This is a genomic window from Bradyrhizobium roseum (assembly GCF_030413175.1).
Taxonomy (GTDB): Bacteria; Pseudomonadota; Alphaproteobacteria; order Rhizobiales; family Xanthobacteraceae; genus Bradyrhizobium; species Bradyrhizobium roseum.
Map to the genome: position 1 here is coordinate 4675410 of NZ_CP129212.1, position 21695 is coordinate 4697104.

Consider the following 21695-nt stretch of genomic DNA (forward strand, 5'->3'; position numbering starts at 1 on the left):
CACTTTTTCGTGCAGCGCCTGCCCGCCAAAGAAGCAGCGCGCTGGACACGACGTCAGCCGATGGCAGCTATGACGTCCGGCCACTCAGAGATTCTGCCATTTTGGATATCAGCCGGTGCGCATCCTCCGTCTGCAGTCGTCCATACCCGAACACCAATCCTTGCCGCGTTGGCTCGCCGAGATAGTTCTGCGACAGTGGCTGCACATGAATACCCGATTTCATCAGCAGCTTTGCCGCCTGGGTGTCGCTCATCCGCGTCCGCATTCGCTCGGTAAAGAAGGCGACCAGATGCAGCCCGGTCGCGGCGGATGACACGGTCAAGTCGTCGGGCATCAACGTGCCGATCGCGTCGATCAGGGCCGCCCGCCTCTCGGCATATACTTTCCGCATTCGCCGCAGATGCCTCAGCAGGTGTCCTTCCCGCATGAATTCCGCCAGCGCGAGCTGCCCGATCCCGGATGTGTGGACATCGATCCGGGCGCGACCTTTCGAGAACGCCCCTATCAGACGTTCGTCGGCGATCATGTAGCCGATACGCAGGCTCGGCATCACCAGCTTCGAGAATGTCCCGAGATAGATCACGCGCCCGTCGCGATCGAGCGACCGCAGCGAGGCAATCATGCTGTCCTGATGCCTGAACTCCGAATTGTAATCGTCTTCGATGATCCAGGCATCGTTCCTGTTTGCCCAGTCCAGAAGCTCGAGCCGTCGCTCAAGCCCCATGCTGACGCCGATCGGATATTGATGCGACGGCGTCACGACAACGAGCTTCGCACTCGGCGCCAGCCGAATGCCCTCGGAGACGCACAGCCCCTTGTCGTCGACAGGCACCGGAATGAGTTTCGCGCCGGCCGCTGTCAGCGTCCATCGGGCTTCAACGAACCCCGGCTCCTCGACCCAGACCTCGTCGCCCGGATCAAGGATCATGCGGCTGCAAAAGTCCAGCGCACCTGACGTGCCTGAGGTCACGGCCACATTGCCCGGCGCACAGACGAGCCCGCGAACCGATCCGAGGAAATTGGCGATTTCGCTCCGCAACACCGGATGTCCCTCAGGCGGAAGATCCAGACAGTCGGAATTCCTGGGATTCTGCCAGGCCTGCCGCAACAGCCTCGCCCATTCCTTGAACGGGAAGCTGGAGACGTCGGGCGCGCCGGGGCTGAACTCAGATTTCCAGTTGGTGTCATATTCGAATGCCAGCAGCGACCGCCAGCGATCGGAGACAGGGCCGATCTCGATAGGCGTCGAAGCGGCCTCCGGGACGAACGCCGCGGGCACGGGGTTCACCTGCGCCTGCTTGACCGACGCCACGGTAACGCCGCCGCGCGGCGTCGATTCCAGGTAGCCCTCCGCATAAAGCAAATCCCACGCCGTCAGAACCACCGTTCGTGAACAGCCCAGTTCGCGCGCGATCTCCCGCGAACCGAGAAACTGCGTGCCGGCCGGAAGCGACCCGTGCAGAATTCCATTCCGGAGATGCGCCGCGATCTGCAGGTAAATCGGGACTGCTGACGCACGATCGATATGCATGCCGGCGATCGACACGCGCTTCTTCTGGGGACGGGATTTTTCCATAGACGAAGGATTTAACTATGAGCGCGGCCAACCGGCGAACCGCACTCTTCATATACACGTTCCTGAAAAGATCGACCCGCCGTTTTTTCCTGCTTTTCGCGCAAATCCCGCGACGTTCAACACTCTCGTTGCGCTTCATTGCCAAGACTTGGCAGCGTGTTCGGGGATCCAGGGCGAATGCCCGACGACATTGCCAGAGCCGCGACGAACTCGTCCCTGCTGCAAGCGTTCAATACGGAGAGATGTCTTGTCGACATCGCACCTTTATTATCTGTGGAACCGAAGGGACGGCGGTTCAGACCAGGCTGGATTTGCCGCGGCTCAGCACTTCGCCGGCGCCCTTGGTGCCGACGATCTTCCCATTGTCTGCAACGACCTGGCCACGGGCGATGGTCATGACCGGCCAGCCTGTGACCTCAAAGCCTTCCCACGGCGTATAGTCGGAACCGTGATGCAGATCGGATTGCCGGATCGTTTTCTTGAGCTTCGGATCCCACAAAACGATGTCGGCGTCGAAACCAACACCGATTGAACCCTTGCGTGGATAAAGGCCATAGATCCGCGCGTGATTGGTCGACGTCAGCTCCACAAATTTCTGAAGACTGATGCGTCCCTTCGAGACCCCTTCCGAGAAGAAGATCGGCAGCCGCGTTTCCACGCCGGGAATCCCGTTTGGCACCCAGCGAAACGAAGTGCGGGAATTCGGCGTCAGCTTTCCCTTCGGATCGTCATAGCGAAACGGACAATGATCCGATGAAAAGGTCTGAAAGACGCCGCTGGTGATGCCCTCCCAGATCGCTTGCTGACTTTCCTTGTCACGCGGCGGCGGCGAGCAGACATACTTCGCGCCGCTCATGTCCATGTTGAGGCCCTTCATATCGTCCGCCGTCAGCGTGATATATTGCGGACAGGTCTCCGCATGCACCGGCAAGCCGCGCTGCTGCGCCCAGCGCACCTGTTCCATCGCCTCCCGGCCCGACACGTGGACGATCATGATCGGGACGCCGACGATCTCGGCATGGCTGATCGCGCGGTGCGTCGCCTCTCTCTCGACGGCCTGAGGACGCGAAGTCCCGTGGAAATACGGCGCGATATGTCCTTCACGTTCAAGCCTGTCGGTGAGGTGGCGAATGGCGTCGTAGCCTTCACAATGCACCATCACCAATGCCTGCTCGCGGCGGGCGACTTCAAAAACCTCCAGCAACTGCTTGTCGCTGAGAACCAGGTCGTCATACGTCATGAAGACCTTGAAGGACGTGTAGCCGTCCTTGACGAGCGCCGGCAGTTCCTGACCGAGAACGACCGCCGTCGGATCGGATATGATCAAATGAAATGATGTATCGATGTAACATTCGCCTTCGGCGAGCTTCCGGTACGCCTCGACACAGGCGCGCAGCGACGAGCCTTTGATCTGCAGCGCGAAGGGCAGGATCGTGGTGTTGCCGCCCGCCGCGGCCGCCCGGGTGGCAGAAGCAAAATCGTCGGCCATCACGACATCAGGGCCGGACTCCTGCGAAATATGGACGTGGCTGTCGATCCCCCCCGGCAATGCCAGCAAGCCGGTCGCATCGATCTCCCTGGCCGCCCCCTCAATATGGTCGGCGATGCTGACGATGCGGCCGTCCCGAATGCCGATATCGGCCCGGAATTCGTCGCTGGCCGTTACGATGGTGCCGCCGCGGATGGTTAAGTCGAACTGTGTCACGTGAAATGCCTCCGGTCGTTTCTAGGGAAGCGGGAGCTGAAACACCCGTCCCCAACCTGACAATACTCTCGGGTCGGCACGGGCAAGCGACATCGTTCGCCACAACGTGACCGCGACGGAATCAAGAATCAAGACATCCAGTTCGCGCTCCAGGGCGTCGGTAATGCCGGCCCCGTCCATGTTCGTGCACAGGATCACGATCGCGTCGCACCCCTCCGCGGCAACGGCCCGGATCATGGCGCCGATCTCGGCAGGCGTTACCTCTCCGAACGAGAAATTGTCGCGCAGGCCGAGATGCCGCTCGGCATGACAGGCAATGCCCTCCTCCGCCCAAACCTTGCCGATACGCCGTTGCACGTCATCGGTATAGGGCGTCACAAAGCCAACCCGTTGCGCACCATTCGACCGCACCGCGTCGATGCACGCCAGCGTCGACGTCGTGGCAGGCTTTCCGCTGCGCGCACCGATCGCTTCACAAAGACTACGGTCGCGCTCGATTCCAAGCCAGCTGGCCGAAGTGCCGTTCCAGGCCATGGCATCGACCTTGGCGTCGGCCAGCAGATCCGCCGCCGGCAGCATGTTTGACGGATCGAATTGATTGAGCGCCGGGGCATCCAACGCTATCTCGGTTACGCGGAATCGGGAGAAGTGCGCGGTAATCCCGGGCGCTCCAGCGAGCATGGCGCAGGTCACGGGCTCCAGCACCGAATTCGACGATGGCGTGAGCATCCCAAGGCGGGTTGGCATGGCTTTCACCGCAGGTCCATGTCGTGACCGACCCTGGCGATCATCGCCATGCCTAGGCCACTTGAGCGACGCGCGTCGATTCCTCGCGGATGAGCGCGAGGACGCGGCGCTTGGCGTCGTTGAATTCAGGGCTCGTAATGTCGCGTGGCCGCGGCAGATCGAAATTGACGGATTCGCGAATCCGACCCGGCCGACGCGTCATGACGACGATCTTGTTGCCGAGCACCAGGGCCTCGTCGACGCTATGCGTGACGAACACGATGGTACAGCGGTGCTTCTGCCAGATCGCAACCAGCTCTTCCTGCATTTCGAGCTTGGTCTGCGCATCGAGCGCTGCGAATGGCTCGTCCATCAGGATGACGCGCGGGTTCATCAACAGTGCCCGCGCAATGCCGACGCGCTGGTTCATTCCGCCCGACAGCTCGGCGGGGTGATGATGTTCAAAACCCCTCAGGCCGACCAGATCGATGAATTCCATGGCCCTGCGATGGCGTTCCTGTTTTGCAACGCCTTTGAGCTTGAGCGAGAATGCGATATTGTCGATCGCTGTCAGCCAGGGCATCAATGTCGGCTGCTGAAATACCACGCCGCGGTCCGAGCCCGGTCGATCGACGACCCTGCCGTCGACCAGCGCCTGCCCGGATGTCGCATGCTCGAATCCGGCAATGATGTTGAGCAAGGTCGATTTCCCGCAACCCGACGGTCCCAGCAGGCAAACGAAATCGTTCGCATCGATGTCGAGGTCGATATTGTCCAGCGTCAGGAGCTCGCGACCGCGCTTGGGGTCGGCGAATATCTTGACGACTTTGCGAAGCTCGATCGCCGCCATCAGCCCGCCCTTCCCTGTACGGTAGTCGCACTCTGCCAGTGCAGCACGCGCGCCATGACCGCCTTGAGACCGAGGTCCGACAGGTATCCGAGCAGGCCGATCGATATCATCGCCGCAAGGACGAGGTCGTAGCGAAGAAAGTAGTAGGAATCCCACAATACATAGCCAAGACCGCTCTTGACCGCGACCATCTCCGCCGTGACGGTCAACATCCAGGCAGAACCGATCGCGATACGCAGTCCTGAGAAGATGGAAGGCAGCGCCGCGGGAAACACGATGCCAGTCAGCAGCTGGCGCCCGGTGGCTCCCATCATGGCTCCGGCCCGTACGAGGTTGTGATCGACCGTCTTCACGCCATGGATGGTATTCATCAGGACGGGAAAGAACGCGCCGAGAAAAACCAGGAAGATCGCCGGCTTGTTGGCGATGCCGAACCAGATGATGGCGAGCGGTATCCAGGAGACCGGCGGAATCGGCCGCAACATCTGCAACGTGGGTTCAAGGGTCTTCTCGAAGACACGGGACCAGCCGATGGCGACGCCGGCCAGGATGCCCAATGCACTCGCCAGCGCGAAGCCGCCGAAAACCCGCAGCGCGCTGGCCAAAGCGTCGCGCGTCCAATGACCGGAATAGGTCTGCGTCGTCTCGTCGAAGCCGAAGACCCAGTCGCCCAGCGCGTGCAGCACCGCGCTCGGTGCCGGCAGCAGCGCCGGGGGCAGATAGCCGGACCGGGCAAACACCTCCCAGCCCGCGATCAAAAGCAGGGGAACGACACAGCGTTCCACCGCCTGCGACAGCGGAAACGTGCGCGCGACCGGCGCGACCTGCGAAACCTCAATAGCCGAGGTCATTTTTCTTCTTGCCCGTCGCCTGCTCCAGGAACGAATATTCCATGTTCTTTTCCACTTCGGCGGACACGTCCTTCGAAATGTACTTCAGGTCGCGCATCATGGCGGCGATGGCGAGGGTTTGCGAACGGTGGATCGCGGCATCCGGCGCGGCGTTTTTCAGCGCCTCGGTGGCGACGGCCTTGTCGAGCCCGGTCAATTTGTTGATGACGTCGATCCAGGGGCCCCTGTCGGCCGAGAGTTTTTCATTCAACGCGACAACGGCGCCGACGACGGCCTGAACGCCGGGGCGCTGGCTCGCAACCACATCCGAACGGGTGACGATCAGATTCGTCAGGTTTCCGGCGGCCTGGTCATAGGGGAAAACGAAATGCTTGCCGGCCCCGTTGAGCCTGATCTGCGAAGCAAATGGCTCCACCGAGCACACCATGTCGATCTCCTCACGCTGCAAGGCGGCAAAATGGTCGGCCGGGTTCGGAATGTTGACGAATTGAATGTCCTTGTTGGGGTCGACGCCCTGCTTGAGAAATGCCCCGCGCATGTGAATGTCCTGGGCATTACCGCGCGAGGCCGCGACTTTCAGCGGCTGGCCGCCGGCCTTGGCCTTGGCGACGACGGCTTTGAAGGCGGCCCAGTCATCGCCCGGCAGCGCCAGCTTGTTGGATGAGATGCATTCCGAACCGCCGTTGATCTGACCCGAGACCGCGACGACGTCGAAGCCTTTATCCAATGCCGTCACGTAATGAAGATAGGTCACCTGGGCGACGTCGATACTCTTCGACACCAGCGCGGTCAGCACGTCATTGCCGGAATTGAATCCGGTGGCTTCGATCTCGACACCTTTTGCCAGCCCGGGGGTCAAGGACATCGGCAGACAGTGCGCGCATTTCGCGAAGCCAAGCTTGATTTTCGGCGCTTGCGCCGCAGCAACGGTTATCGCCGCCAGCGTCATGGCAATCAGAACAAAGGCCCGGTGGAAAATTTTCGCCATCACTGCGCTCCGTTATCGGCGCCTGCGACGCCGCCTGTTTCAATCATCCTTCCCTGCGAAAGTCGGCGCAATAGCGATTCTGCACTCTGCATACAATTTATTCGATATGCCATTGTTTTCATCTAGATACGTCGATAATTTAGGCACCGAAACCCAGACGAGAATGCTTAGACTGCAATTCAGCGAGGCGCACGGGTGCAGAAGAAATCGGACGTCGGTCATGGTCGAAAGACGCTCAAGCTCAAGCGGACAGGCCTGCATGAGCGCGCTGCGGCGCGGATGCGCGCGATGATCATCCACGGAGAACTGCAGCCTGGATCGTCGATGCAGGAAACCAAACTGTCGGAGGCGCTGGGCGTTTCCCGGACGCCATTGCGCGAAGCCATGAAGCTGTTGGCCGCCGAAGGGCTGGTGGAATTACGACCGAACCGCAGCCCGCGGATTGCCGATATCGAGACAGAGAACATACTCGAACTGTTCGAAGCGCTCGCCGGAATAGAGCGGCTCGCAGCCGAACTGGCGGCTCAACGTATGACCGAGCGCGACCTGCAACGCCTGCGCCTCCTGCAGACGCGCATGGAGAACCATCACCGGGACGGCAAGCTCGACGACTATTTCGCCATCAACGGGGAAATTCACGGCCTGATCGTGCGAGGGGCGCGGAATGTCCCGCTGCGGGAGGCGCACGAGACGCTGCTGTCGAGGGCCGAGCGCGCCCGCTATCTGGCGCTCGGTGCGGAGCGGCGCTGGAGCAATTCCGTCGAGGAACATGCGGCCATTCTGGCCGCGCTCGAGGCCCGCGATGGCGAAGCGGCCGGGCGCCTGCTCTCGGCCCATGTGCAACGCACCGGCACGGCACTCCTGGAGGTTCTGCCCAAAACCCCGATCAGCAGACCGGCGGCCTGACGATGAACATCCTGCTGCTCAATCCCAACACCCGCGCCGATATCACCGACCTGATGTTGAAGGTCGGACAGCGCGCCGCTGCGCCGGGAACGTCACTCGCTCCCCTCACCGCGCCGCGTGGCGTGCCCTACATATCGACGCGCGCGGAAGCCCAGATCGGCGGCGCCGTGGCGCTGGAAATGCTCGCAGAATGCCACCGGGATTTCGACGGCGCGATCATCGCCGCCTTCGGCGACCCCGGCCTGTTTGCGGCCAGGGAATTGTTCGACATTCCCATCGTCGGCATGGCGGAGGCCGCCATGCTCACGGCGTGCATGGCGGGACGCCGGTTTGGCCTGGTGACGTTCGCACGCGCGCTCGGCCCCTGGTTCGAGGAATGCGTTCGCGCCCATGGACTCTGGGAACGATGCGCAGGGATCCGCATGCTCGATGGCCCGTTCCGTGAGATCGCCGAGGTGGGAACCGAGAAGGAAGACCTGCTGGTCGAACTCGCCAAGCGCGCCGTGGAGGAGGATGAAGCCGATGTCCTCATTCTGGCCGGCGCGCCGCTGTCGGGACTGGCCGAGCGGGTCGCCGATCGAATTCCCGTACCGGTGATCGATCAGGTTGTCGCGGCCGTGAAGCAGGTCGAAGCCCTGCACGCGCTCCGGCTGCGAAAAGCGAGTGCGGGGACCTTTCGCCGGCCCGACGCAAAACCGTCGAGCGGCCTCGCAAGCCCGCTCGCCGCCCGCCTCGAACACCGCGACGCGTGATCAGATGGGTGGCGGACGATGACAAAAGCCCAGTTGCTCTTCGATCCGCCGGCCGAATGCGAACAATTTGGACTCCTGGCCAGGGGCCGCGATGACCTGAACGCCGAACGGCTTCTGATCCGGACGTCTCGGCGTCGGCACGGTGAGCACCGGGAAGCCGACCAGCGAGACGATGAAGGTGACAGCAAGATAGTCGATCGGCGTATCGAGGTTGATATCGTCGATCCGCGTCACGTCGCCGATGTCATTGTTCCAAGGGAAGACCGATGCGGCCGGCACGACGATAAAGTCGTTGCGCGCCATCCGATCGCGAAAGCTTCGATAGATGGCGGTACGCCGCCGCTCGGCGGCGAGATAATCCTGCGCCGTCAGCTGTCCACCCGCCTCAATATTCCAGATAACCGTTGGCGTGAGTTCGGATCGCCGATCCCGCAGCAGTGCGCCATAACTGTCGGCGACATGGGCAGCCCGCAGCGTGCGGAATGCTTCGATGGCACCGCCGCAGTCGGGAGAAACCTCTTCGACATCGGCGATCTGCGACAGCGCATCGCAAACCGAAGCGAAGCGCGAGCGGACTTCCTTCGCAACCGGCGCGACCCCGAAGTCCGGCGTGACCGCAAGCCGCAGCCGCCCTGCGTCAGACTCGATGTGCGGCTCGGCGCCGATGGACAGCGGGTCACGAACATCGGGACCAGCGCAGACGGAAAGCCCAAGTTCGAGATCGTCAACGGTGCGCGCCAGAAGGCCATGCGTAGCGAGCATGTCCCAGCCGAGGGCGCGCGCGGGCGCCGCGATGCGGCCGGGTGTCGGACGGATCGAGACCACATCGCAGAAACTCGCCGGCGTGCGCACCGAGCCGCCAAAATCGGTGCCGTGGGCGAGAGAGGCCATTCCGGTGGCAACGGCGACAGCCGATCCGCCCGAGGAGCCCCCGGACGTCAGCGCAGCATCGAAGGGATTGCGCGTTGGTCCGCAAAGGCGATTGGTACACACCGCGCCAAACCCGAATTCCGGCGTATTGGTCTTGCCGATGATGACGGCGCCCGCCTGCCGCAGCCTCGCGACGACGAGTTCGTCCTGATCCGGCACGTGGTCCTGAAACAGCAGCGATCCATATGTCGTGCGCAATCCGCACGTGTTGGTCAGATCCTTCACCGCAATCGGAACGCCATGCAGAGGCCCGATCGGCGCGCTTGCCGCGTCGCATGCGTCGGCCTGACGGCGCGCACCATCGGCATCGACGGTAATGAATGCCGAAAGGCGGGCATCGTGTACGGCAATACGCGCGAGATGGGCCTCGATCACATCGCGCGCGGAAATCTCGCGCCGCGCCAGAGCCCTGGCAAGAATGGTGGCCGTCAATTCGCAAGGATTGGCGTCGATTGTCATGGAGCAAGAATGCCCGAACTCCTCGGAAATGACGATAGCACAGGCATGGGATTTGCTTACCCATTCAGCTCGGGAGGAGCGCTCCATGGCTGATGCAAAGGGCGGTCGTTCGCTGGTACTGGACGCGATCACGCACCGGTATCCCGGTGGCGCGATCGCGGTGGAAAACATCAATCTCGACGTCAAGGGCGGCGAAATCATTGCGCTGCTCGGTCCATCCGGCTGCGGCAAGACCACGCTGCTGCGCATCGTTGCAGGGTTCATCGCGCAGACCCAGGGACGGATCATCATCGGCGATGAGATCGTCGATATGCTGCCGCCCAACAAGCGCGCCGTCGGCATCGTGTTCCAGAATTATGCCCTGTTTCCGCATTTGACGATCGCAGAGAATGTCGCTTATGGCCTCGCCGCCCGCGGCATCGACAGCGCGACACGCCGGCGCGAAGCGCAGCGCCTGCTCGAGCTCGTGCAACTGCCCTTGATGGCCGAACGTTTGCCGCGCCAGCTCTCCGGCGGCCAGCAGCAGCGCGTGGCGCTTGCCCGCGCACTGGCGATCAAGCCGTCGATCCTGCTGCTCGACGAGCCCTTTGCGGCGCTGGACAAGAATTTGCGGCTCGACATGCAGATCGAGGTCAAACGGCTGCAGCGTGTTTCCGGAATTACGACGCTCATTGTCACTCACGACCAGGAAGAAGCGCTGTCAATGGCCGACCGCGTCGCCGTTCTCAGCCAGGGCCGGCTGGAGCAGTTCGGATCACCGTCCGACGTCTATGACCGCCCGCAAACCTTGTTCGTGAACACCTTCGTCGGGTCGACCAATCGCATGCCGGGCACACTGGTGTCGGCGGATCCAACCGGCGCGAAAGTTCGCCTCGACGCCGGAGCCGAGATTATCGCCAGGCCGGCAACGAAATCGATGACGGAGGGTGGTCGGGTCACCGTTTGCATTCGGCCCGAGCATTTGCAGTTCGTGACCGACGATTCCGGCTTCGCCGGCGTGGTCGGGATGGCCCTGCCCCTCGGCGCAACCGTCGTGCATGAAGTCACGACCGCCGACGGATCGGGCGTGAAGATATCCCAGGCACGCTTTGGCGAGACGCGCCTGCTGGAGAGTGGCGTCGCGGTGCGTATTGCGCCCCTCGCGCCATCCCTCGCCACCGTATTTCCTGCATCACTTTGAATTCGGCGTCAGACCATAACGGGAGTAAAGGCTCATGATCAATCGCAGAACACTTCTAACGACCGCATTGACCCTCGGCGCCATGAAGGCATTCCCGGGATTAAGCTACGCCCAGGCCCGGCCGCTGGTTTTCGCGACGTTCACGGGAAGCTGGGAGGAGGCCCACAAGGCGGTGCTGGTTCCGGCGTTCCGCAAGGCCAACGCCGATGCGTCGATCGTGCTTGACCCGATGCTGTCCGTCGACCAGATCGCAAAGGTCAACGCGGCCCGCGGCAACCCGCCGATCGACGTGATGCTGCACGATCCCGGGCCGGCTCTTGTGGCGATCGGTCAGGATATCGTCGAGCCGTTCCCGGTTGAAAAGAGCACCCATTACAAGGACCTCATTGCCGAGGCACAGGAGCCGACGGGACCGGCGCCGTTCTTCCAGGTCGTCGGCCTTACCTACAATCCGGACACCATCAAGACGCCCCCGACCTCCTGGGCCGATCTCTGGAAGCCGGAGTTCAAGGGAAAGGTCGGCATCACGAACCTCAACTCGACGCTCGGCACCGGATGGCTAGTCGAGGTCGCCAAGATGCACGGAGGCTCGGAAGCCAATATCGATCCGGGCTTCAAGGCGCTTGAAGCGCTCAAACCCAACCTGGCAGCGGTCGCGGCCAACCCGGGTGCGCTGGCAACCCTGTTCCAGCAAGGCCAGATCGACATCTCGCCCGGGAATTTCAATGCCATCCAGATCCTGAAAGCCCGCGGCGTTCCCGTTGAATTCGTGGCGCCGAAGGAAGGCGCGATCGCCTTCAAGACCACGATCCATGTCGTCAAGAACTCTCCGAACAAGGAACTTGCCTTCAAGCTCATCGAAGCGTCCCTTTCACCGGAGGTGCAGACGACCCTGATGAAATCGCCCTATCTGATCGTTCCGACGAATTCCAAAGTCCCGATGGGAGGCGAGATCGCGCGCGTGCTGGCGAAAGACACCGCCGAACTGAAGAAGAAATTCGTGTTTCAGGACTGGAAGAAGATCAACGAGCAGCGTTCCGCCTGGATCGAGCGATTCAACCGCGAAATCAAGCTCTGAGGACCACGACGATGGCTGCCGCATCGGTGCCGCGCGACGTCACATCATACAGCATAGGGTTGGCCGCGCCGCTGACCCTGTTCTTCCTGGTGTTCTTCGTTGCGCCATTGGTCCAGCTCTTCGTTCTTTCACTGCACAATGATGCGGCCGGTGCCGTGTGGGGCATCGGCCAATACGTTCATTTCCTGACCGACCCGTTCAGCCTGGGCGTGCTTGGCTCGACGCTGCTTCTTGGCGCGGAGGTGACCGCTCTGTGCCTGGTACTGGGCTTTCCAATCGCATGGCTCTACCACCGGGTCGGATCGCGGGCCCAGACGCTCATCATCCTCATCGTTCTCCTGCCGCTCCTGACAAGTGTCGTCGTCCGTACCTTTGCGTGGATCGTCATTCTGGGCCGCCAGGGCATCATCAACTCGACCCTGCTTTCGATCGGCGCGATCGACACACCGATCCGCCTTCTCTACACCCAGGCCGGGGTGGTTCTGGCGCTCGCACAGGTGCAGATGCCGCTGATGACGTTGCCGCTCATCACCGCGCTCGGACGAATTGACATGAACCTCGAGGACGCGTCCTGCTCGCTCGGCGCCGGGAGCTGGCGTACCTTCTGGAAAATCGTGCTGCCCTTGTCTCTGCCCGGCGTCATTGCCGGGTGCACGCTGACCTATGCGGCCGCCATCACGGCCTTCATCACGCAGTCCCTTATCGGCGGCGGACAAATGCTCTTCATGCCGATGTATCTTTATCAGCAGGCCTCGACCTTGCAGAACTGGCCCTTTGCCTCCGCGATCTCGATCATCTTTCTTCTCGCGGTTCTCGCCGTGGTGACTGTATTCGGCACGCTGGGGCGCCTGTCCCGCGGATATGGCGGAGCCTGACCGATGGGAGGCCGAAAGCGCACCTGGGAGGCCATCAGCTTCGAAGTCGTCATGACGGCGATCGCACTGATCGCACTGATCGTCATCATCGCGCCGTCGCTCGTCGTTCTGATCGTCTCGTTCACCAACGGATTCTCGCTCAAATTTCCGCCGCCGGGCTATTCGGCGCGATGGTACGCCGAGCTGTGGAATGCGTGGCAACTGCATTTTGCTGCAAAGAACAGTTTTGTCGTCGCCATGTGGTCGACCGGCTTGTCGGTCGTTCTCGGCGTTGCCGCCGCATTGGCCATTGCGCGTTCGGCGACGCTCTCGGCGCGCGTTCTCGATTCACTTTTCATGTCGCCACTGGTGCTTCCCGCCCTTGCCTTCGGGCTATCCGCCTTGATGCTGTTTTCGCTGGTCGGCATGCCGGTGTCCGCACTGACCCTGGTCATAGGCCATACCGTGGTCTGCGTCCCCTATGTGGTTCGCAACACGGTGGCGGCGCTTGCCCAGCTCGAGCCGACATTGCTGGAAAGTTCAACCATCCTCGGCGCCAGCCGCTGGTACACCTTTCGACGGATCGTATTGCCGCTGATACGCCCGGGGGTCATCGCGGGCGGCTTCATTGCGTTCATGTCTTCGTTCGACAATGTGCCCGTCTCCCTGTTCCTGCGCGATGCGGCAACCGACATGCTGCCGATCCGGATGTGGCAGGACCTCGAGGGCAAGCTCGACGTGACGATCGCCGCATTGTCGGGCGTTCTGATCATCGCTACGGTGGCGCTGATGGCGATCATGGAGCGTGTCACCGGCCTGTCGAAGCGATTGACCAGCTGACGCGCCTCACGCGCCCCGAAACAGGGAATAGCCCCAGCGGGTGAACTTCATTGGCAGATGAAAATGCTCGTCCACCTCCTCAATCCTGAAACGGAAAGGCGCGACGGTGAGGAAACTGGCGCCGGCCCCGCCGGCGAAAAATTCGCCGAGGTGAAAGCGAACTTCGTATTCGCCGGCCTCGATGCCCGATCCGCCGACGACCGGATCGTCGAGCTGGCCATTCGAACCAAGCCGGCCTTCGGCGATCCGCGTGGCTACGGGTTCGGTTCGCCATATCTCGACGCGCAAGCCCTGCGCGGGACGCCCGCTCGAGACATCGACTGCATGAATGGATATTCCGCCGGCCATTTGTTCTCCTGCCCGTTGGTGTCCTGCCCACCAGGTCCGGGTGCATGATACACGCACCTGCGGCAGGTCGGCCAGCACTCCTGCCAGCACTCGCGGCCATGACGTGGCTGCAGGCCCTGGTGGCTCTGGCGCTGTTTGCGCCAGGTGCGGTCGCGCCTTCCGCCCATCTCGATATTGCCAGCCTTTCGATGTTTTCCACGGCGGTATTCGCCGTCGGCGTCGTCACGTCCTTTTGGACGGGTGGCCTGATCAACCGACTCGGATCGCTGCGTATGGCAAGTCTTTGCGCCGGCGCGGTCGTCACCAGCATGGCGCTCGCAGCGTTCGGGTCGGGTTCTGCGCTGCTGTTGGCTGGGCTTTGTCTCGGCCTTGCGTTCGGTCCCGAGACGCCCGCCAGTACGGCATTGCTGGGCAGACTGGTTACCGATCAGCGACGGGCGCTGGTATTCTCGCTGCGCCAGACCGGCAACCAGATTGGCGCCGTCTGCGGCTCGCTTGCCCTGCCCGCGATCGCCATCTGGCTTGCGCCACAGTGGTCCTACGCAGCGGTAGCCGCCTGTGCCATCTGCGGGATCGTCGCATTCGAGTGGCTACGCCCCCGATACGAAGGCATGGCGCAAGCGCCGCCGCAACTCGGCATGCGTGCGCGACTGGCGTTGGTAAGCTCCGACCGCCGCATCGCAGCTCTTGCCGTGGCTTCGATGCCCTTCAGCGGAATGCAGCTTGCGCTCAACACTTATTTTGTCACGCTCGGCGTCCGCGAAATCGGGCTCAGCCATCTCGAAGCCGGCGCGGCACTTGCCTGTGCGCAGGCCGGAGGTTTGCTGGGACGGCTCGGATGGGGATTTCTTGCGATGCGCATCGGGTCCGCAAGATTGGTTCTGATCGGCCTCGGGCTGGGAATGACCGCATGTGCGGCCACGTTCGGATTTTGCGGCGGTATACTCGGCAAATCGGGACAGTATGCGCTGGCTGCTGCATTCGGTGTTACGGCCAGCGGTTGGAACGGTGTATTCCTCGCGGAGGTCGCACGGCTTGCCCCGCAAGACCGCATCGGCGAAACGACGGGAGCCGTGTTGACGGCTTCATATGCGGGCCTGTTGGCGACACCTGTCATCATTTCAACCATTGAGAGCTTCGCCGGCCTCGCCGGCGCATTTGTCAGCCTTGCCATCCTCGCTTTCAGCGGGACGGCAGCGCTCATCCGGGGAAACGCACAATGAATGCGCGAGAAATCGCGGCCACCGTCTCGGCAAGGAAAGCGTCAGCCGTGGAAACGGCCCGCGACGCCCTAGATCGCATTGCCGCGGCACAAGCGCTCAACGCGGTCGTGACCGTCAACGCCGAAGTCTCACTTGCGGAAGCGGCCATGATCGATCACCGCCTGCAAGGCGGTGAGCATATGCCGCTCGCCGGGGTCCCGATCGTCATCAAGGACAATATCTGGGTGGACGGCTGGCGGGTCACGCAAGGATCCCGGCTTTTCTCCGGCTTTGTGGCACCGCGTGACGCCATCGCCGTGGAGCGATTGAAAAGGGCGGGAGCTGTCGTGGTGGGCATGGGTGCCACGTCTGAATTCGCCAGCAAGGGCGTGACGACCTCGCCGCTGTTCGGGCCAACGCGGCATCCGCTTGATCCGGAGTTGACGCCGGGTGGTTCGTCGGGCGGCCCGGCAACGGCTGTCGCAGCGAACCTTGTACCGCTGGCGATCGGCACGGACGCCGGTGGCTCCAGCCGGCGCCCTCCGGCCCATGTCGGCGTGGTCGGCTTCAAGCCATCATATGGCGCCATTCCATATGGTCCCGGGTTCGCCGAGCCGTTCTTCGACATATCCGTGATCGCGCCCATCGCACGAAACGTGGCCGATGCAGCGCTCGCATTCGAAACCATGGCGGGCCTCGATCCCCGTGATTCTGATTCCACCTGGGTTGAAAGCGGTGACGTCGATCTGGCTGGCCTGCGTGTCGCATTCTCGCCGAAGCTGGGGCTCGACACACCCGTTGATCCGGCCATCGCCGGAAGGCTGGAGGTGCTCGTCGAACATCTCGGCACAAGAGGACAGCGAATTGTCCGTCGTGATCCGGTCTGGCCGCCCGGCGCGACCGAGGAAGCGCTGATGCCGCTGCAACATGCGGGACTCGCCGCGCTCTATGGTGCGGACTTCCAGCAAGACCCCGGACAATTTGATCCGGACGTGGCCAGACAGATCGAACGCGGTCTTGCCTTGCGTGGGCCCGAGGTGGCTGCCGGCCTTGGCGCAAGCGCTGCCATCAGAGCCGCGTTCGCTGAATTCTTTGGCGAGTTCGACCTTCTGCTGGCGCCGACCGTTCCCTGTGTTGCCTGGCCCCTGGTACAACTCGGCCCAAAAATGATCGACGGCACGGAAGTCGCCCCTCGGGCTCACGCCGTATTCACGCCTTTCGTCAATCACGCACGCCTACCGGCAATTTCAATCCCCTGCGGCCACGACGCGAGTGGTCTTCCGTTCGGACTCCAGATCATCGCGCGAAGGGGACGAGACCGGATGTTGCTGCGTGCGACAATGCGCATTGAGGCTGAGATACACCCATGACCGCTCACGCGTCTCGCATGCTATCCCGATTGGCGCACTGGATGTCGCACGACCTTCTTGTCCCCCCGGTGCACATGCCGGGCTTAACTGAATGAAGAAATTGAAGGCTCGGCTCCATCCATCGTTTAACAAATTCGAGCTGGTGGTTCATCACAGTGGTTTTGAACCTTGGGCGGAGCGCCGGCGCCGATCAATCAAGTGCGGTGAATAGAGATTTGGAAAGCGCGCGCCAAGCGAGGCGCTGGTTCCGCATCCTTGTCGATCGATCGGTCTTTTGTCCCATCATTACACACGCCGTCGCCGGTCACGGCATCGAGGTTTCAGCAAAGGAGGCACGCGTCGCAATACCTTTATACAACATCAACTCATATCTATACTTACATTACTGTGCATTTTAAAGGATTTATATTATAGTTTGGATAATCTATACTTCTATGCTTGGCAATTACGGGAGCATCACGATGACTTATTCCATCTCGGCACGGTGCCCGGAGAGCGGCGCGTTCGGCATCGCCATCACCTCGTCCAGCATCGCGGTGCCGGCGCGCTGCGCATGGGTGGGGCCGCTGGGCGTCGTGGTATCGCAAAATGTCACCGACCCGGCGCTCGGCCCGGCCGGCCTCGCGCTGCTCCGCCACGGCCTCGGCGCCGGTGCTGTCGTCAACAACCTCATGCTCGGCACGCCGCAACCGACGTGGCGGCAGGTCGGCGTGATCGACCGCTACGGCCAGGTGGCCTGGCATTCGGGCGCCCAGGCCTTGCCGACCGTCGCGATCGCCGAAGGCGCCGGTTGCCTTGCGCTCGGCAACCTGCTTGCCGACGAGAAAGTGCCGAGCACAATGATCGCGCGTTTCGAAGCGACGGCCGGACAGCCGTTGGCGGAGCGATTGATGTCGGCGCTCGAAGCCGGCCTCGATGCCGGCGGGGAAACGGACGACGAGCATGCCGCGGGTCTGCATGTGGCTCATATCTTCGACTGGCCGGTGGTCGACCTGCGGGTCGACTGGCACGACGCGCCGATCGGCGAATTGCGCGCGCTGTGGGAGCGCTACCGGCCGCAGCAGAAGGACTATGTCGCGCGGGCGATGAATCCGGGCGCCGCGCCGTCGTTCTAGGCGTGCGCGCCTCACGGCGCGTCGCCCGGCGGAAAGGCCACGATGTCCTCGGAGCAGATGGTCAGTCCGGCCCCGGCTCCGACCGGACAGGAGGACAGCGCGGCAATGCCGGGCACCCGCACCAGGATAGGCGCATCCGAGACGCCGGGCGCGTCGATCAGGAGATCGACATGGCCGCCCTGGAACACCTGCGTCGTCACGGTACCCGACAACGATCCTGACGCACCCTGCGCTGTCACCGACAGATGCTCCGGCCGCGCGAATACATCGACGGCCTCCCCGATCGCGACGGCCGCGATCGGCGCCGCAGGAACACGGGCGCTGATATCGCCGATCGAAACCACCGCGACCTCACCGCGCCGCTCGACGAGCCGGCCATTGAGAACATTGGCATCACCGACAAAGGAGGCGACGAAGCGATCGGCCGGCCTGCGATAGACGTCATCGGGGGCTGCGATCTGGCGGATACGTCCGGCCGACATCACCGCGATACGGTCCGACATCGACAGCGCCTCGCCCTGATCATGCGTGACGAAGATCGTGGTGACGCCGAGTTCGCGCTGGATCTGCTTGAGTTCGACCTGCATCGAGCCACGGAGGTTCTTGTCGAGCGCCGAGAACGGCTCGTCGAGCAGCAGCACCTTCGGCTTGATGACGAGCGCACGCGCGAGCGCGACACGCTGCTGCTGGCCACCGGACAATTGCCGCGGCTTTCGGTCCGCGAAGCCGGTGAGCTTGACCAGGGCCAGCGCGTCATCGACCCGGCGTACGATCTCCTTCTTGTCGACGCCGCGGGTCTTCAGGCCATAGGCGATGTTGCCGGCGACGCTCATATGCGGGAACAGCGCGTAATTCTGGAACACGATGCCGATCTCGCGCCTGTGCGCGGGGGTCTCGGTGACCAGATCGCCGTCGATGAAGATCTCGCCGTTATCGGCCTCTAGAAAGCCGGCGACCAGATTGAGCAGCGTCGTCTTGCCGCAGCCGGACGGTCCGAGCAGGGTCATGAACTCGCACGGCCGGATCTTGAGCCAGGCCTCGTGCAGCGCAACGGAATCGCCAAAGCGCTTGGTGACGCCGTCGAGCTGCACGGCCGGCCGGACCTTCTCGCCGGCCGCGGACTGCGTGTTTGCCGTCAACGGATCAGTGCGCATCAACATTCAGGATTTTCCCGAGGCCCAGGAAGGAATTGGCGACCGTGAGCAAGGTCGCGGTCACGACGATGTAGATGACCGACAATGCGGCCAGCGTAGGATCTGCGAATTCGCGAACGTAATTGTACATCGCGACCGGCAGCGTCTGCGTCGCCTGGCTGCTGACGAACAACGTCGCGGTGAATTCGTTGAACGACAGGATCGCCGCGAACAGCCAGCCGCTCAGAAGCCCGGGGATCAAAAGCGGGATCGTCACCGTGAACAGGATACGCAGCGGCGTGGCGCCCAGACTGGACGCCGCCAGTTCCAGCCTCGTGTCGAGATTCTGCAGCGAAATGTAGGTACTGCGCATCACGAAGGGCAGCACCATCACCACATGCGCGAAGATGACGAGCGGAAAGCCGCGGCCGACATTGGTCTGCGATGCAAGGATCAGCATGCCAAGGCCGATGGTGTAATGCGGAATGATCAGCGGCGACAGCAAGATGCCTTCGAGCAGGTCTCGGAGCACGAATTGATAGCGGTGAATCGCGCAGGCGAAGGCCGAGCCGATCAGCAGCGCGATACTCGACGCCCATACCGTCACCGTCAGGCCGTTCCAGAAGCCCTTGGCGAAATCGGCATAGGAAAACGCCCGCCAGAACCAGCGCAGCGACCAGGACTGCGGCGGAAACTGCAGGATCGCGCGGTCATTGAAGGCCGAGATCGCAACCACGACGCCGGGCAGCAGCACGAACAGCAGGATAGCGGCGACGACGGCGCGGCCGGACCATCGCAGCAGCATGGCGCCGGGAGACCGCCTCATGTCGTTCCCGCCATGCGTTCGAGCGGGCTGGCGGCCTTCTTCAGCAACGCGATCACGGCGAGCGACAATGCGAGGCCGACGATGGAGAGGCTGGCGGCGAACGGGAAATTGAACGACGAGAAGCCGAGTTGATAGATCAGCGTCGACACCGTGCTGACACGGCCGCCGCCGATCAACTGCGGTGTCGCGAAGGCGCTGAACGTCCAGGCGAAGGCGGTGGAAAAGCCGGCGACGACGCCGGGCATCGACAGCGGCAGCGTGATCGTCATGAAAATCCGTATCGGTCCGGCGCCGAGGCTCTCGGCGGCCTTTTCGTAATTGCGGTCGATATGCGACAGCGCCGCCGCCAGCATGATCACCATGATCGGCATGGTCACATGCACCAGCGCCGCGATCACCCCGCCGGCGGTGAACATCATCTGCACCGGTCGATCCAGCAGGCCTAGCTTGAGCAGCACCGTATTCAGGAAGCCGTTATTGCCGAGCACGATCATCCAGGAATAGGTCCGCACCACCTCCCCCAGAAACAGCGGCGTGACCGAGACGATCAGGATGAACGAGCGCAGCGCCGGGCTAGAGGTACGCACCAGCGCATAGGCTAGCGGATAGGCCAGAAACAGCGTGAAGACCGCCGTCTCGAAACATATCAGCACCGTGTTCCAGAATGCCATGGCGTAGAGCGGCCGCAACATGGCTTCGAAATTTGCCCAGGTGAATCCGCCGACTTCGAGGGTGCCGGGAACGTAAGTCCGTACGCTGTACTGGAACACGGCCAGCATCGCAGCAAGCAGCCCCATCGCGACGAGGCCGGCCGGCGAAACAAACCATCCCAGAAACGGACGTGTGTTCATGGACAAACTCGGCGGTGACAGGCCCGGATCAGAACGATGGATCGCGATCCGGCGGCGCCGGCCGGATCGCGACCCGGATCGTTCAGGGGGCCATGATGTTTTCGGTGAACCACTTGCGCCAAATGGCGGTCTTCTCGGCGCGCAGCTTGGCATCGATCACCAGGGACTGCTTCGCCCACTGATCCGGCGTCGAGAACACGCCCGGCAGCGCCGCGATTTCGGGCTTGAGCTTGGCGTTGTCGACCACCGGGCTGCCCTTCTTCAGTTCAGCGATCCTGGCCTGCACGTCGGGATCGAGGGCCATGTTCATGAACTTGTAGGCCAGTTCCGCCTTGGCCGAGCCCTTGGTGATGCCCATGGTATCGACGCCAAGCACCGCACCTTCCTTCGGGATCGCGAGCTTGATCGGCACGCCCTGCCCCTGCATGTAATAGGCGTTCATCGACAGCACGACCTGCACCGGGGTCTCACCCGTTGCGAACAATTGCTGGCTGTTGGCGTCGTTGGTGTAGAACGCCTTGTAGTTCGACTTCAGCGCCTTCATCTTGGCTTCGCCGACTTCCCAGTTCGCAGCATCACCTCCCGACAATTTCGCCGCCACGACCATCACATGGCTCGGATCGAAATCGGGCGAAGCGACCATGCCCTTGAGCGCCGGATTCCACAGGCCTTCCCAGCTCTCGAAGCTGACGCCCTTGGGCAGCCGGTCGGGCAGATAGCCGATGGTGTAGACGTAGGCCCAGGCGCCGATGTGGTAGGGACTGATCTTGGCCTGCGCGACCAGATGGCCGGCGTTCGGAATCTTCACCATGTCGAGTTTCTCGAACAGATTGTCGTTGGCGTAGAGCCAGCCGACATGGGCCGTCGTGAAGGTGACGTCGCTCTCGGGCTTGGCGGCAGCAAGCTTGGCTTGATTCAGACGGTCGATCGTACCGCCGGTGATGTATTCGACCTTCACGCCGGTCTCGGCGGTGAATTTCTTCGCGATCGCTTCATCGATCAGATCGCGGAAACTTCCACCCCAGGTGCTGACCACCAGCTTCTCCTGTGCGGTAGCCTGCCCGCCGATCGCAAGCGTCGACAGCAACATCAGTGCAGTAAACTTCAAGGCGCGCTTCATCTCGAAACCTCACTGGGATTAGGACGTGGAAATAA

At 62.5% G+C, this 21695-nt stretch carries 21 protein-coding genes; 9 read left to right on the forward strand and 12 right to left on the reverse strand.

The features are described from left to right. Positions 1–67: 67 nt before the first annotated feature. The 6 genes from pdxR to QUH67_RS22350 form a co-directional block, all read right to left on the reverse strand. Positions 68–1576: a MocR-like pyridoxine biosynthesis transcription factor PdxR gene (pdxR, locus tag QUH67_RS22325; protein WP_407080341.1), complete on the reverse strand. Its 1509-nt coding sequence runs from the start codon at positions 1574–1576 to the stop codon at positions 68–70. 295 nt (positions 1577–1871) lie between these two features. Further along, positions 1872–3281, reverse strand: coding sequence for a dihydropyrimidinase (hydA, locus tag QUH67_RS22330; protein WP_300941268.1), 1410 nt, complete (start codon positions 3279–3281; stop codon positions 1872–1874). A 21-nt stretch (positions 3282–3302) separates the two neighbouring features. Further along, positions 3303–4028: a maleate cis-trans isomerase family protein gene (locus tag QUH67_RS22335; protein ID WP_300941270.1), complete on the reverse strand. Its 726-nt coding sequence runs from the start codon at positions 4026–4028 to the stop codon at positions 3303–3305. A 52-nt stretch (positions 4029–4080) separates the two neighbouring features. Beyond that, positions 4081–4857 (reverse strand): ABC transporter ATP-binding protein, encoded by a 777-nt coding sequence (locus tag QUH67_RS22340; protein WP_300941271.1) that lies wholly within the window; start codon positions 4855–4857, stop codon positions 4081–4083. Continuing rightward, positions 4857–5708 carry an ABC transporter permease gene (locus QUH67_RS22345; RefSeq protein WP_300941273.1) on the reverse strand — a complete coding sequence of 284 codons (852 nt, stop codon included), beginning with the start codon at positions 5706–5708 and terminating at the stop codon, positions 4857–4859. Before QUH67_RS22345 ends, QUH67_RS22340 begins: the two co-directional genes overlap by 1 nt. After that, on the reverse strand, positions 5692–6657 hold the full coding sequence (locus QUH67_RS22350; RefSeq protein WP_300948136.1) for an ABC transporter substrate-binding protein: 966 nt from the start codon (positions 6655–6657) through the stop codon (positions 5692–5694). Before QUH67_RS22350 ends, QUH67_RS22345 begins: the two co-directional genes overlap by 17 nt. 234 nt (positions 6658–6891) lie before the next feature. On the opposite strand from QUH67_RS22350, the gene QUH67_RS22355 reads away from it, so the two are divergent. Beyond that, complete coding sequence (locus QUH67_RS22355) at positions 6892–7602, forward strand: GntR family transcriptional regulator (protein WP_300941275.1); 711 nt, start codon at positions 6892–6894, stop codon at positions 7600–7602. A gap of 2 nt (positions 7603–7604) precedes the next feature. Beyond that, entirely contained in the window at positions 7605–8354 is a 750-nt protein-coding gene (locus QUH67_RS22360; protein WP_300941277.1) for an aspartate/glutamate racemase family protein, read from the forward strand. On the opposite strand, the gene QUH67_RS22365 is transcribed toward QUH67_RS22360, so the two are convergent. Next, positions 8355–9743, reverse strand: a complete 1389-nt coding sequence (locus QUH67_RS22365) for an amidase (RefSeq protein ID WP_300941279.1) — start codon at positions 9741–9743, stop codon at positions 8355–8357. It lies immediately after the preceding gene. Positions 9744–9828: 85 nt separating this feature from the next. Between QUH67_RS22365 and QUH67_RS22370 the strand changes: the two genes are divergently transcribed. The 4 genes from QUH67_RS22370 to QUH67_RS22385 are packed head-to-tail and all read left to right on the forward strand — an operon-like array spanning position 9829 to position 13695. Continuing rightward, entirely contained in the window at positions 9829–10923 is a 1095-nt protein-coding gene (locus QUH67_RS22370; protein WP_300941281.1) for an ABC transporter ATP-binding protein, read from the forward strand. 34 nt (positions 10924–10957) lie between these two features. After that, positions 10958–12001, forward strand: coding sequence for an ABC transporter substrate-binding protein (locus tag QUH67_RS22375; RefSeq protein ID WP_300941283.1), 1044 nt, complete (start codon positions 10958–10960; stop codon positions 11999–12001). A gap of 11 nt (positions 12002–12012) precedes the next feature. Beyond that, a complete protein-coding gene (locus tag QUH67_RS22380) occupies positions 12013–12876 on the forward strand; it encodes an ABC transporter permease (RefSeq protein ID WP_300941284.1) in 864 nt (287 codons plus the stop codon). Positions 12877–12879: 3 nt separating this feature from the next. Then, positions 12880–13695, forward strand: a complete 816-nt coding sequence (locus QUH67_RS22385; protein WP_300941286.1) for an ABC transporter permease — start codon at positions 12880–12882, stop codon at positions 13693–13695. 6 nt (positions 13696–13701) lie between these two features. Here the strand turns inward: QUH67_RS22385 and QUH67_RS22390 are convergent, their stop codons facing one another. Continuing rightward, the gene (locus QUH67_RS22390) at positions 13702–14043 is read right to left on the reverse strand and encodes a hydroxyisourate hydrolase (RefSeq protein WP_300948137.1); all 342 of its coding nucleotides are present in this window, start codon (positions 14041–14043) and stop codon (positions 13702–13704) included. A 44-nt stretch (positions 14044–14087) separates the two neighbouring features. Between QUH67_RS22390 and QUH67_RS22395 the strand changes: the two genes are divergently transcribed. From QUH67_RS22395 to QUH67_RS22405, 3 genes are all read left to right on the forward strand, one after another. Then, positions 14088–15266: an MFS transporter gene (locus QUH67_RS22395; protein WP_300941288.1), complete on the forward strand. Its 1179-nt coding sequence runs from the start codon at positions 14088–14090 to the stop codon at positions 15264–15266. Then, positions 15263–16615: an amidase gene (locus QUH67_RS22400; protein ID WP_300941290.1), complete on the forward strand. Its 1353-nt coding sequence runs from the start codon at positions 15263–15265 to the stop codon at positions 16613–16615. Before QUH67_RS22395 ends, QUH67_RS22400 begins: the two co-directional genes overlap by 4 nt. Before the next feature lie 461 nt (positions 16616–17076). Beyond that, positions 17077–17730, forward strand: coding sequence for a DUF1028 domain-containing protein (locus QUH67_RS22405; RefSeq protein ID WP_300941292.1), 654 nt, complete (start codon positions 17077–17079; stop codon positions 17728–17730). Between the two features lie 11 nt (positions 17731–17741). Here the strand turns inward: QUH67_RS22405 and QUH67_RS22410 are convergent, their stop codons facing one another. The 4 genes from QUH67_RS22410 to QUH67_RS22425 form a co-directional block, all read right to left on the reverse strand. Then, positions 17742–18890 (reverse strand): ABC transporter ATP-binding protein, encoded by a 1149-nt coding sequence (locus QUH67_RS22410; protein ID WP_300941294.1) that lies wholly within the window; start codon positions 18888–18890, stop codon positions 17742–17744. Then, positions 18874–19689 (reverse strand): ABC transporter permease, encoded by an 816-nt coding sequence (locus QUH67_RS22415; RefSeq protein ID WP_300941296.1) that lies wholly within the window; start codon positions 19687–19689, stop codon positions 18874–18876. The genes QUH67_RS22410 and QUH67_RS22415 overlap by 17 nt, the downstream gene beginning before the upstream one ends. Next, the gene (locus tag QUH67_RS22420) at positions 19686–20540 is read right to left on the reverse strand and encodes an ABC transporter permease (RefSeq protein WP_300941298.1); all 855 of its coding nucleotides are present in this window, start codon (positions 20538–20540) and stop codon (positions 19686–19688) included. The genes QUH67_RS22415 and QUH67_RS22420 overlap by 4 nt, the downstream gene beginning before the upstream one ends. Before the next feature lie 82 nt (positions 20541–20622). After that, positions 20623–21648 (reverse strand): ABC transporter substrate-binding protein, encoded by a 1026-nt coding sequence (locus QUH67_RS22425; protein WP_300941300.1) that lies wholly within the window; start codon positions 21646–21648, stop codon positions 20623–20625. Positions 21649–21695: the final 47 nt, after the last annotated feature.